At 55.7% G+C, this 12,296-nt stretch carries 10 protein-coding genes; 5 read left to right on the forward strand and 5 right to left on the reverse strand.

Annotation, left to right across the window (positions count from 1 at the left end; genetic code table 11):
- Positions 1-81: 81 nt before the first annotated feature.
- The 3 genes from ABJK70_RS02295 to ABJK70_RS02305 form a co-directional block, all read right to left on the reverse strand.
- A complete protein-coding gene (locus ABJK70_RS02295) occupies positions 82-414 on the reverse strand; it encodes an RNA-binding protein (protein ID WP_086133961.1) in 333 nt (110 codons plus the stop codon).
- Positions 415-711: 297 nt separating this feature from the next.
- On the reverse strand, positions 712-1,206 hold the full coding sequence (locus ABJK70_RS02300; RefSeq protein WP_077731029.1) for a siphovirus Gp157 family protein: 495 nt from the start codon (positions 1,204-1,206) through the stop codon (positions 712-714).
- Positions 1,207-1,211: 5 nt separating this feature from the next.
- Positions 1,212-2,225 carry a hypothetical protein gene (locus ABJK70_RS02305; RefSeq protein ID WP_347257334.1) on the reverse strand — a complete coding sequence of 338 codons (1,014 nt, stop codon included), beginning with the start codon at positions 2,223-2,225 and terminating at the stop codon, positions 1,212-1,214.
- A 684-nt stretch (positions 2,226-2,909) separates the two neighbouring features.
- Here ABJK70_RS02305 and ABJK70_RS02310 point away from each other — a divergent pair.
- The gene (locus tag ABJK70_RS02310) at positions 2,910-4,148 is read left to right on the forward strand and encodes a PhoPQ-activated protein PqaA family protein (RefSeq protein ID WP_166642424.1); all 1,239 of its coding nucleotides are present in this window, start codon (positions 2,910-2,912) and stop codon (positions 4,146-4,148) included.
- 205 nt (positions 4,149-4,353) lie between these two features.
- Here ABJK70_RS02310 and ABJK70_RS02315 read toward each other — a convergent pair whose 3' ends face one another.
- The gene (locus tag ABJK70_RS02315; protein ID WP_077731031.1) at positions 4,354-4,542 is read right to left on the reverse strand and encodes a hypothetical protein; all 189 of its coding nucleotides are present in this window, start codon (positions 4,540-4,542) and stop codon (positions 4,354-4,356) included.
- Positions 4,543-4,863: 321 nt separating this feature from the next.
- Here ABJK70_RS02315 and ABJK70_RS02320 point away from each other — a divergent pair, with 321 nt between their 5' ends.
- The 3 genes from ABJK70_RS02320 to ABJK70_RS02330 all read left to right on the forward strand — a co-directional run bounded on the left by ABJK70_RS02320 (position 4,864) and on the right by ABJK70_RS02330 (position 9,244).
- Positions 4,864-5,334 carry a transcriptional repressor gene (locus ABJK70_RS02320; RefSeq protein ID WP_240502563.1) on the forward strand — a complete coding sequence of 157 codons (471 nt, stop codon included), beginning with the start codon at positions 4,864-4,866 and terminating at the stop codon, positions 5,332-5,334.
- A 95-nt stretch (positions 5,335-5,429) separates the two neighbouring features.
- Positions 5,430-7,523, forward strand: coding sequence for a TonB-dependent receptor (locus ABJK70_RS02325; protein ID WP_347257335.1), 2,094 nt, complete (start codon positions 5,430-5,432; stop codon positions 7,521-7,523).
- Between the two features lie 476 nt (positions 7,524-7,999).
- Positions 8,000-9,244: a citrate synthase gene (locus ABJK70_RS02330; protein WP_347257336.1), complete on the forward strand. Its 1,245-nt coding sequence runs from the start codon at positions 8,000-8,002 to the stop codon at positions 9,242-9,244.
- Between the two features lie 96 nt (positions 9,245-9,340).
- On the opposite strand, the gene ABJK70_RS02335 is transcribed toward ABJK70_RS02330, so the two are convergent.
- Positions 9,341-10,870, reverse strand: a complete 1,530-nt coding sequence (locus ABJK70_RS02335) for a diguanylate cyclase (RefSeq protein ID WP_156880893.1) — start codon at positions 10,868-10,870, stop codon at positions 9,341-9,343.
- 581 nt (positions 10,871-11,451) lie between these two features.
- Here ABJK70_RS02335 and modA point away from each other — a divergent pair.
- Positions 11,452-12,258: a molybdate ABC transporter substrate-binding protein gene (modA, locus tag ABJK70_RS02340; RefSeq protein WP_347257337.1), complete on the forward strand. Its 807-nt coding sequence runs from the start codon at positions 11,452-11,454 to the stop codon at positions 12,256-12,258.
- Positions 12,259-12,296: the final 38 nt, after the last annotated feature.

Raw genomic sequence — 12,296 nt, forward strand, 5'->3', positions numbered from 1 at the left:
CGAGGGATAGACGGGACCGGTTGGCTGAGGCTGCCGACCGATTCCGTTGAACCGGCCGGCGCTCGAAGTCGATTGTGCTGATTAGCTACGGCGGTCGTTATAACTCCCGTTACGCCTTGCTGCGGTAACGAAAGGGTTGGAGCTGCCGTTGCGCTCACCTCTGTCTTGGGGAGGACGGGCTTCGTTTACCGTTAGGCTGCGGCCGCTTACCTCCTTACCGTTCAAGGCCGCAATCGCGGCCTGAGCTTCCTGAGCGCTGCCCATTTCCACGAATCCGAAACCCTTGGAGCGCCCTGTTTCCCGATCCATAATCACATGGGCCGAGTATACCGTACCATGTGGCGCAAAAAGCTGGTGCAGATCATCGTTTCCAAGGCCGTAATTCAGATTTCCGACATACAATTTCCTGTTCACTAGATAACTCCTCAATACCCACTCAAATAACATGTGCGCCGAAGGTCAAAACATATATCCATCAATAACGGCTTCAGCTCCGCTCCTTGGTACGATAAATAAACTATCTTTCCGCACCTAATTCCATAAGTAATCGCCCGTAGGTAACTATATTCCCGTATAGCATTACGGCAGTCGCACTCTTCGGGGTATATCTGTGTCGCGACATCCGTAACGCTAATGTAACGAAAACGCAATAAATTTGGTTGACTCTCGAATACTTTCGGATCGTTCGTTGTCGTAAATCGACACCGCTTCTCAAGTAATATCGAGCCGGGTTTCTTGTTCAAGATGAGCGCCCTTAACCGCCTGTCCGGACAAGATCACTTGTTTGATTCCGTTTTTGTCAATATGAACCACGCTTTCCTCGCGTTTAAATGTCTCGGGGATAGCCGACTCATCATCGAGAATTACTTTCGGCGGATTTTGTTTGACTTTGATAATGAATTGAGGACTCCTGATTTCACGTATATTGATACGTTCCATCTGAATCTTGAGATATTGCCTTAAACCGGCCGCACGAGTTTCCAAGGCTCTGCGTCGCCGGTTCATCCGCTCTTCGGCCTGACGAATCAGTTCGGCTTCGCCCTCCATGTGCAGGAGGGCGGCAGCGATGTTCCATGCTTTAAGCGAGATCTCGCCCGTAAGTGCTTCCAATGTGTCGTTGATCACATCCGGAGGCAAATCCAGATCCGTAAGGTTATTCAAGGCTTCCTGGTATTGCTCGGCAATCTCATAAAGCTTTGTTTCCACGCCGCTTACCCCTTCTCAGTCGCGTCCGGTTTAGCCCAGTCTTCCAATTTCTGAACGAGCCTATCGTAGACTTCAGGCGTCAACTCTTCGAACGCGTTCAACTTGTTCTTGCTCGCGGCTTTGACCCAACGCAGCACGCGCTCGCGGTCCAAGCCGAGTTCCTTGATCCGTGTCTCCAATTGCTCGATCTGTGTGAGGGAAAGGCTGCAGAACCTGTAGCCCCGGCCGCCAGCTTCCGAAGACGGTGTCGATTCGGCCGGAATCCGATCGTTGGCATCGCCTTCGCCCTCGGTGAATTTGCCGGTAGTAACAGCGGCTTGTGGCTTCGAGGCCGGCCCTAGCTGCATGTCCTCAAGGTCTTGCGTAAACACTTCGCTTAAGCCCGCCATCCGCAGAGTCGCATCGATATGCGCCGACTTTCCCGCCATCTTGAGGGCTTTATTCAGGTCCCCATTGTCCTGCTGCACGCTGCGTGCTCCAATGCCTTCCGCGACCGTCCGTTCCTGACTGTCTCGCAGTTCGCAGCGGAGAATGATCGTACCGAGACGCTGTCCCGACAGGGCGGCCTGCTCATAGGCGGTGAGATTGGGATAATGCACCGTCACTCCGAGCATCCCGCAAATTTTTTCGGCACCCGGCTTGAATAGACTCGGCTTGCTCCAGTGGCTGTTGATCGGGCACGACTCCGCTTCGCCGCGCCTGGCAAAGGCGCATCTTTCCCGATTGAAGAGGTGAATGCGGCCGTAGTCCGTGCCTTCCACCAAGGCTTCCCTTATCCAATTGAGTATCGCCGCACGATTATGCTTGCGCCGCGCCAGTCCCGCTTCGAATACATCATTCGGCAAATCCAGAGGGGAAACGCTCGGTAGTTCGGCCTTTGCCGTTTTCCTCGCGACTTTTCGCGCTGTCGGCTTTTCGGGGCTCGCCACGGGCTGTTCTTCGTGTTCGAGATAGGCCGTGGACGGAATCGAAGCCGCTGGGGCGTCTACGGTGTCTTCGCGTTCTTTTACGTGATTCATAACTTGGTTACTCCTGCCGTACACATCACCTTTAATGCATTTCCCTGGGGCAAGGCTTGCTTGCGGGGTGCTATGGCGTTGTACCGCTCGTCTGGGAAGTAGAAAAAAGCTGCCGGAATATCCGGATCGAAGAGTGGTTATTTAAGGCGCCTCAGGTTACTGCCGACGCATCACAGCGCTGTCCTATGGTGGGGGTGGAAGATTGGCACTGGGGAATCGCTCCAAAAACACTTACAGTGACAATTTGCGGCCGAGATTTAGCGGGAAGCGACGTTGAGCCTGGCGCAAGACAATAGGTCAGGACCGAAGGCTAAGACTTGATTCCGGCTTGATTTAGGCAAAGTTATGCTCTTTAGATGCTGTGAATAAATAACCGGTTTTCCATGTAACATTAAACAAAATCCGGCGGCGAAAGTTCCCTCAAGAATTAAAGAAAAATGTGATAATACAAAGAGTTGTCTTGGCTATGGCGGGGCAGCCAAGGGCTCGTTCGGATCTAAAGGACGTTGCGTTGGATTGACCTCGGAAAATACTTCGCTTGTCGGTCTATAGGTCGATTGCCTAAACGCATTGTGATCGATCATGAGGTTGAGGAACCTTCGTATCTCGAGTCACCATTTCTTTGGCCGGGGTGGTTTCGTTCTTGGTTTGATGTTGCTAGCGCCTTTGTGGAGTGGAGGAGGAATGGCGGGAGCGCTCGAAGACTATGTTAATGCGCCGGACACCGCGTACCATTGGCGGTATGAGTCGGAAGCCCAAGAACCGTGGGGAACGCTGATCCGTTTGGAGTTGATATCCCAGAAGTGGCGTGGCGAAACGTGGAGCCACGGTCTTGTGATCGTCCGGCCGCTCGAGCTGCGTAATCCCAAGACTGCCTTTCTTCTGATAACCCACGATGGTGCCGCCAGCATCGATCTGTTGAAGACGGTGGCGGAACGAGCCGGAGCCATTGCGGCTGCGATTACCGGCGTTCCCAATCAACCATTGTATGGGCGTAGCGAAGATGCGCTTGTCGCTTATACGTTCGATCGGTATGCGGAAACGAACGACAAGACCTGGCCGTTGCTTTTCCCTATGGTGAAAAGCGCGGTGCGGGGCATGGATGCGGTTCAGGAGTTTGTGGGGCGGACATTGAGTGTCGGCATCGAGAAGTTTCTGGTCGCCGGTGCCTCCAAACGAGGTTGGACGGCCTGGTTGACGGCAGCCGTCGATGGGCGGGTCAAAGCCATCGCGCCCATGGTGTTCGACATGTTGAACATCAAGACGCAACTGCAATGGACCGAGAAAGTCTATGGCCGGCAAAGCGAGTATATCCACGATTACACCGATCTGGGGCTGCATCGGGCCCTGGACGACAGTCCTCTGCAGCGGTTGCGCGTGTGGGTGGACCCCTACGCTTATCGCGAACGTTACAGAATGCCGAAGTTGCTGTTGCTAGGGACTAACGATCCTTATTGGACAGTCGACTCGCTGCGTCATTACTGGCATGACCTGCCCGAGCCCAAACTGCTGTTCCAGGCGCCGAATGCGGGTCACGGTGCGGGTAGTACTCTGGAAGCCAGGCAGACGCTTGCAAGCTTTTTTGAAATGGTCGCCGACAATCATCCGCTGCCCAGGCTGGCATGGACGCATACGCAACGGGGGGATGATACCGAGATGATACAGGTCAAGACCAACGCGAAACCGACCGCGATACGTCTTTGGACCGCCGAGTCCTCGGATCGCGACTTTCGTAACGATGCTTGGTCGAGTCGTAGCCTGGCGCTCAATCCGGAGCGGAATGGCGCCGCCATTCTCGTGCGTGCGCCCTGTGACAAATATCGTGCGTATCTGGTCGAAGTGGAGTTGCGCTCTCCGAGCGGCCACCCTTATCAACTATCGACCGAAGTCCGGGTTCTTCCCGATCTTGCCCGCATCGAATAAAACGGTTTCGGATGGCAGCTCAGCGTATCGGGTGTCATGTCGGAGCGAGAAATTGTCGTCAGATCCCGACGTCCAGGAGCGAGATTGCTCTTTTGGCTCCAATTTATTGATGACTACTGTATTGGAATTGAGCGAGTTGGATCCGCTATCACGATAGGCGGGAATCCTGGCCTTGCCTTTGCATAAAATACGCGGCGTTTTGCAATCAAGGGGGGAGTTCCAATCCATGCGCATTTTGATGTTGAAGCCGATCCTGGCCGTATTGCTTATCGTGTTTAGCGGATCTTCCGTGGCTTCGGGAAAACATGCCCACAAACATAAACATCATAAGCACCGCCACCACAAAACTGTTCATGTCCACGAGCATCACCACCACTATTACGACGACAGGCATCGGTATGTTCCGATAGAGCGACCGGGCTTGCCACGGCTACCGGAGCTGCCTCGCCTTTCTGATTTGCCGGCGCCTCCGCTGCCGAGATTGCCGCCTTTGCCGGGCAGGTAGAATCGCTTGGTGCCTGCCCTCGAGTAATGGTCTGGATCGGCTTGATCGTTATCTCGCGGAGAACGCACTCCGCTCGAATACAGGATCGACCTCGTTCCAAGACATTTGGCTTGTCGCCACTGTAGAGATGTTATAAAGTAACATAAAAACGCAGCGCTTGAGGTCCAAGCAATGAATGTCAGGACTCCGCCTAGTCAAAAAGTGTACACGATGCCCACCCATGATCACCGCGGTTGTGTCGACCGAGCGCTCCGCGTGGCGGAGCAGCTGTGCGCCCAGCGCGAAGTTCGGCTGACGCCGATCCGCCGCAAGGTGCTCGAACTCATCTGGGAAAGTCATCGCGCGGTCAAGGCTTACGACCTGCTCGACAAAATCAAACCGTTCGAGCAAGCCGCAAAGCCGGCGACGGTTTACCGGGCCTTGGAGTTTCTGATGGAGCAGAGCCTGATCCACCGTGTGGAAAGCCTCAATGCGTTTATCGGTTGCAACTGTTCTGAGCGGAGGCACGAGCAGCTGTTGCTGATTTGCGAACATTGCGGGAATGTCGAGGAGCGACCGGGAGCCGAGGTAATGGCAGCGGTCGCGAGTGAAGTGGAGCAGGCGGGATTTATTCTCCACCGGAAAGCTATCGAAATTCACGGCTTGTGCGCCCATTGCGCGCAGGACGCGGCTGACGCCTGAGCCAAAGCGTATCGGGCCGAGAGCTGTCGACTCGCTCGAATTCGTAACGTATATGTAACGCTATAACATTAGCTCGATAGGACCTTATAAGAAACATGAACAAGCGAGTCGTCCTGCTGATGGCTTCAGCCGCATCTTTTGCTTCGTCCGTGGCAGCCGAAGAGGAATCCGTAAAAGAATTGGAGCCCGTATTGATCACCGCGCCGGTGCATAAACTGGCCGAGGAAATGGCACGTCCCTTCAATGCCTTGAAGGGTGATGAGCTGTCTCGGAAAGTTGGCAATACCCTCGGCGAAACCTTGAATCAGGAACTCGGGGTGACCAGCTCGTCTTTCGGCGCCGGCGTCGGCCAACCGGTCATCCGCGGGCAAAGCGGTCCGCGCGTGCGAGTCATGCAGGACAGCCTTGGAATTCAGGACGTGTCTACCCTGAGTCCGGATCATGCCAATGCCGTCGAGCCGATTCTCGCCGAGCGTATCGAGGTGCTGCGGGGGCCTCAAACTCTCTTGTACGGCAGCGGAGCCATCGGTGGTTTGGTCAATGTCATCGACAACCGAATTCCCGATCGGCTGCCGGAGAAGGTCGTTACCGGCGCGGCGGAACAGCGCTACAACACCGTATCCGACGAAACTACGAGTGTTTTGCGCTTGGACGCGGGGCAGGGCATCTTCGCCCTGCACCTGGATGGTTTCTATCGCGATCGGAACAATGTCGAGATTCCGGGGTTCGCCATCGATGAACAGGCGGAAGCGGCCTCGCACGGCGAGGAAGGCCATGAGGAAGCCATCGCCAATACGAAAGGATATATCGCCAACACGGACGCGAGGGCACGGGGCGGCACGGTAGGCTTCTCGTTCATCGGGGACCCGGGCTTTTTCGGATTCTCCGTCAACCGACTGGAAAACGATTACGGCATTCCGCCCGGCGCGCATAACCATGGACATGAGCACGGTGACGAAGAAGCGGAGGGGCAGGATAGAATTCGGGTCGATATGGAGCAGTCCCGCTACGATTTCAAGAGCGAGCTCTACGATCCCGCGCCTTTCGTCGAGACGCTCAAAATGCGCCTCGGTTACACCGATTACCGCCATGTCGAGCGGGAGAACGGCGCCACGGGCACCGTGTTCAGCAACGAGGCGGTGGAAGGGCGGATAGAGCTGGTTCACAAGAACGTCGGTTCCTGGCACGGAGTAGTCGGCGTGCAGGTTCAGGACAGCGAATTCTCCGCCGTTGGCGAAGAGGCGGTAGTGCCGAAATCGGATATTTCCTCCTACGGTTTTTTCGCCGTGGAGGACATGCATTGGCGCAACGTCCTGTTCGAGTTGGGGTTGCGCGTCGAAGATCAGACTATTACCCCCGATAGCTTGAAGAGCGTTTCGCACACGCCGGTCAGCGCCTCGGGCTCGGCCGTGTGGAACGTTCGCGACGATGCGGCTGTGACCTTCGCGGTAACCCGCTCCCAGCGGGCGCCCCAGGTCCAGGAGCTTTTCTCGAACGGTTTCCACGCCGCGACCAGGAGTTTCGAGCTCGGCAATCCGGCGCTTTCGGAAGAGACCTCCTACAATCTCGACCTCGGTTTCCGCTATAACCCCGGTTGGGTCAGCGCCGAAGTCAATTTGTTTCACAATTGGGTCAACGATTACATCTTTCAGCGTAGCCCCGGCACGGTTTTCAACCGGGAAACCGAGGAATTCGAAACCGTGTGCTCCGAGGAGGACGCGTGTATTCCGGTGCTGGAAAGTACGCAGTTGGACGCCACGTTCAAGGGCTTCGAGGCGAGCCTGAAGTTTCCGGTGTTCGACCAAGTCTTCGGGAAGCTGGATCTCACCTTGTTTTCAGACTACGTGCGCGGCCGCTTCGATCATGGCGGCGATGTCCCGCGCATGCCGCCGCTCCGATACGGTTTTCAGCTGGATTACGGCTTCGAAAAACTCACCGCCTTCGCCCGGCTGATGAATGCCGAGGCGCAGAACAATCCGGGCGAGAATGAAACGAAAACGGACGGCTATTTGTTGTTCAATGTCGGCGCCGAGTACCGACTGGCGGTCGCCGACTATGCCGAGCTCATGGTATTCATAAGAGGCAAGAACCTGCTCAATGAAACCATTCGCAACTCCACGTCTTACCTCCGCAATATCGCACCGGAGCCTGGCCGCGCCGGAGAATTCGGGATACGCGTCAATTTCTGATGCTCGGAATCGCCCCGAAATTCACGAAATCGGAATGAATGCCGATCGGCAAACATTTTCAGCTCCCCTCGGCACACTTTAAGCCGACAACTTTCCATCCCGCCAACTCCACGCCGCGGCGAGAGCCTGGAATGCAGAAGCACGTCCCAGAGTGTCGGTTGCCGGCGAACTTACTCAGGATGGTCGCAATCAAATAAGACAAATTTGTACCTGCATCGTGGGCTTTGTCGTTCGTCGTCTGATGCCGGCTTATGAACCGACAAGCGGTCAAAAAACGCATATCGAATAGCCGGTCGACACTCGAACACTAATTATGTTCGTTGAGACTCTCCTTTGGCCGTATGCTGCGCGGGAGTAAACTGGAGTCTAGGTCTATGGAAAGCCGCTATTTCTAGTCAGATCAAATCCAAACGGAAACCACTATGACCAACGAATACATCAATTTGACCGATCCTTAAGGCAGACGTCTTACGTCTTTGCCGGTGATCAGGGGAACGATGGGGCCGTCCGTCCTAGATATTTCCAAGCTCTATTCCGAGGTCGGTTGTTTTACCGTAGATCCCGGTTTTGCGATGACGGCGAGCTGTGCGAGTGGAATAACCTTTATCGACGGCGAACAAGGAATTCTGCTGTATCGCGGATACCCCATCGAACAGTTGGCGGCCCGCAGCAACTTTCTGGAGGTCACTTATCTGTTGTGGTATGGCGAGTTGCCGAATGAAAGCCAATTAAGGCAGTTTACCCATGAGGTCGTGCACCACACCATGATCAACGAATCCCTGAGGCTCTTTTACCAGGGGTTTCATCATGACGCCCATCCGATGGCGGTTTTAGTGGGGGTAGTGGGATCGCTTTCGGCGTTCTACCACGATTACTTGGATATCCACGATCCGAGATCGCGGGAACTGGCGGCGCTCCGCCTGGTTGCCAAGATGCCGACCATAGCCGCGGCGGCATACAAATACACCATGGGACAGCCGCAAATCTATCCCGATAATTCCCTGAGCTATACGGGCAATCTTCTGCATATGATGTTTGCCATGCCGACTCAGGTCTATGAGGTCGATCCGGTCGCCGAGCGGGCTTTGGACTTGCTGCTGGTGTTGCATGCCGACCATGAACAGAACGCGAGCACCTCGACGGTGCGCTTGGCCGGGAGTTCGGGGGCCAATCCTTTCGCCTGTATCGCCGCGGGAATTGCGGCACTGTGGGGTCCGGCACACGGCGGCGCAAACGAGGCGGTCATCAAGATGCTTCAGGAAATCGGGGATGCGAAGCACATACCCCAATACATCGCCCGCGCCAAGGATAAGAACGATCCGTTCCGCCTCATGGGATTCGGTCACCGCGTGTACAAGAACTTCGACCCGCGCGCGACGATTATCCGCGAGACCTGTTACGAAGTACTGGAAAAGCTGGCCGATACCAAAGATCCGCTGTTCGATCTTGCCCTTCGATTGGAAGAGATCGCGTTGAAGGATGACTATTTCATCGAACGCAAGCTATATCCCAACGTCGATTTTTATTCCGGCATCATTTACCGCGCTTTGAAGATTCCGATGAGCATGTTTACCGCAATGTTTGCGGTAGCGCGTACCGCCGGTTGGATGGCCCACTGGATGGAGATGATGGCCGACCCCGAACAGCGTATCGGCCGTCCGAGACAGCTTTATACCGGCCCGGTCACGCGCGATTATGTGGCGTTGAAAGAACGGGGCTAGCCTGTTTCGCATCGAATAGATCCGTATTCAGAGCTTCGCCAACGAAAAGCCGGAGCCGCATGGCTCCGGCTTCGCTTGTCGGTTACGCCGTGCCGTTCAGGCCTTCTTTCTTAGCGGCACCGCGTTGGAATCGACGATCGCCGGCCAGTTTGTTCTCCTGCCTCTCGCCTGATACTTTGCGGTAAGCGGCTCGTTCAGATAGTCGGTACCCTGGCCGTCAAAAATGTAGGTGCGATCACGGCCTTTTTGCTTGGCGATGCGGCACGCGTTGTCAGCGCTCCGGAGCACTGAAGACGCATCGCCGCTTGCGGCCGTCAAAGCCGTAATCCCGATGCTGACGCTTACCCACAAATCCTTTCCTGCCCACGACAATCGGCAGCTCCTGACGGCGTCCCGAAGATTGTTCGCCACGATCCATGCCCGCTCGATCGGACAGTTCTCCAGCAACAGACCGAACTTGTCCTCGCCGAGACTCCCGAGAATATCGCTCTGCCGCAATCGTCTTTCCAGAGCCTGCCCGACTGATTGCAGCAATTGATCTCCAGCAGCGCATCCGTAGGTCTCATTGACGATCTTGAAGCGATCGAGATCGATATAGCAAAGTACATAGTCGGATCGGTTCTCGCAGGGAGCCGCCAAGAGATTTTCCAAGCACTGCTCGAATTCGATGCGGTCGTACAAAGCCTTGTCGACGCTTGCATTGGCAACCTTGAGCAGGTCGGCTTGTTTTTTCCAGGGCTCCGAGCGCTGAGCGTCCAATTCACCCAGGCGCTGGCGATAGTACGCCAGTTGCTGTTCGACGTCCTTGTCCTTGCTGATGTCGACGAGCGTGCCCTGCAGGAACAGCGGCCGGCCGGCGTCGTCGTGAACGACACTGGCTTGGTCCAAAACCCAGCGCGCCTTGCCGTCTTGTGTGATCACCCGGTATTCGCAACGGAGCGGCGCATGATGCTCATAGGTTCCTGCAAACTGCTCGATGACCATTTCCCGGTCGTCGGGATGGACCCACTTGATCAGCCCGATGCCGAGAGGGTCGTCCAGCCAGGTTTCCGGGGCGTATCCGAACTGTTCGGTCTGCGGGCTTACGTACAATAGCTTTCCCGGAGCCTCGAGCGAAGCGATATAGGTAATCGCGGGGATTTGTTCCACTAGAGCGCGGTATTTGGCTTCGGCTTTCCGTAACTGCTCCAGGGCTTCCTCCTTTTCGCGCAAAAGTCGAGTCTGGTTTACGTTGCGGGCAATCAGGTCCGGCAATCGCCGTACGAATTCGAGTTCACCGGTTTTCGCAACATAATCCGAGACGCCGTTCTTGCACGTGTCCGTTGTCGCCGCAGCTCCGTCATCGGAAGTCATCATGATCACCGGAGTGGATAATTCGCCCATATCCACGGCCATGTCGGCGAGCAGCTCGTTTATGTCGAAATCCGGCAATCGCCGGTCGACCACGATGCAGTCGGGCCTCTCAGCCCGAATCAATTTCAGCCCCAGACGGCCGGTACCGGCTTCGATGACCTCGAATCGATAGATCGAATGCTGCTCGAGCGCCTGTCGACAGACTTGGCGGCAATCGGGGTCGCCGTCGATAAGCACGAGGCGGATAATCGGTGTGATGTTAAGGGCATTCATTGTGATAACTCGTTACAGTCCTGTAGGCATGGGAAACGGTTCGTTCCGCGGCCAGATCCAGTGGCGGTGAAGGGTTAGCCTGCAATCTCGGATATTCAGTGTCTATCCCTTTTTGTGGTGCAAAACTCTAGACTAAGTTGCGGCATTCGGTAATAAGTACTGTTCCATACCGGTAACAAGAACCAATCCGCTTTATTAACCCGGCCTATAAATATAGGCCGGGTTAATCCGGGGCAGGGATGCCCCGGCGCGGCGACAAGCCGCGTGAGCCCAGGCCTAAGCGTGTACCGGCCTGGGCGGCGGCCCGAAATACCAGGAGGGTATTTACGGGCCTGATTAATAGGTTTCGCGGTCGAACGCCAATGCCTGTGTCACATCATCTACGGTTTTCATACGGACTCAGAACGCTCCATGAGTGATCCGTCTATCCCATCGATGCGCGTCCGTATTTACATTGGCCTGGCGATCGGATCATGAGCGGTGCAGGGTTTGCACAATTGAGTTCGATATGCTTTTCCGAGCATATCGCCAAAATCTTTTCCCTATCGAATGCGATTCCGATGCGTTTTAGACGCGTTTTAATGAAAAAAGCGGAGCACGAATTGATGAAGCGTTTGGTTTCGGTGTTTTCGGTCATTCTGCTGATGTTCGGGTATTCCGCCTGGGCGGCAGAGCCTTCCAGGCTGACCATCGCGGCGGCGGCCGATCTCAAGTTCGCGATGGAGGAGATCGCTAGGGCTTTCAGGAAGGAGCATCCGGAGGCAACGCTGGACCTCGTGACCGGATCTTCCGGCAGGTTCTACGAGCAGATCGTACAGGCAGCGCCATTCGATCTGTTCTTCTCCGCCGACGTCAAGTTCCCACAGCAATTGAAGGAGCAGAGGCTGACCGCTTCCGAGGTGCGGCTGTACGCTCGGGGACGCATCGTTTTGTGGAGCGCCAGGATGAACGCGGCCGACATGAAATTGAGCGATCTAGCCAAGCCCGACATTACGAAGATCGCCATTGCAAATCCCAAGCACGCCCCCTATGGCATGCGTGCGGAGGAGGCGTTGAAAAAGGCCGGTCTGTGGCCGAAAGTCGAAAAGAAACTCGTGTTCGGCGAGAATGTGGCGCAGACCGCCCAGTTCGCCGAGACCGGCGCCGCCGAGGTCGGCATCATCGCCCTGTCCCTGGCCGAGAGTCCCATGCTCAAGCCTAAGGGCGGATATTCCTTGATTCCGGAGAATCTGCATTCGCCTCTGGATCAGGGTTACGTCATCCTGAGACGGGCCGAGGACAATTCATCGGCCAAAGCCTTTGCCGATTTCGTCTCCGGCGAAGCCGGCAGAACGATTTTCCGCCGCTACGGTTTTGTGCTGCCGGGTGCATCGGGCTCCTCGCCATGAGTCGGCACGTTAATCCGGTATCATTCGGGCCAGCGGCG

It is taken from the genome of Methylocaldum sp., from assembly GCF_039794385.1.
GTDB lineage: Bacteria > Pseudomonadota > Gammaproteobacteria > Methylococcales > Methylococcaceae > Methylocaldum.

Bases quoted from the DNA above. Each gene is read 5' to 3' on its own strand.
- ABJK70_RS02305 (WP_347257334.1), bottom strand. From the start codon at position 2,225: ATGAATCACGTAAAAGAACGCGAAGACACCGTAGACGCCCCAGCGGCT.
- ABJK70_RS02310 (WP_166642424.1), top strand. From the start codon at position 2,910: ATGGCGGGAGCGCTCGAAGACTATGTTAATGCGCCGGACACCGCGTAC.
- ABJK70_RS02315 (WP_077731031.1), bottom strand. From the start codon at position 4,542: ATGCCTGTCGTCGTAATAGTGGTGGTGATGCTCGTGGACATGAACAGT.
- ABJK70_RS02320 (WP_240502563.1), top strand. From the start codon at position 4,864: ATGCCCACCCATGATCACCGCGGTTGTGTCGACCGAGCGCTCCGCGTG.
- ABJK70_RS02325 (WP_347257335.1), top strand. From the start codon at position 5,430: ATGAACAAGCGAGTCGTCCTGCTGATGGCTTCAGCCGCATCTTTTGCT.
- ABJK70_RS02335 (WP_156880893.1), bottom strand. From the start codon at position 10,870: ATGAATGCCCTTAACATCACACCGATTATCCGCCTCGTGCTTATCGAC.
- modA (WP_347257337.1), top strand. From the start codon at position 11,452: ATGAAAAAAGCGGAGCACGAATTGATGAAGCGTTTGGTTTCGGTGTTT.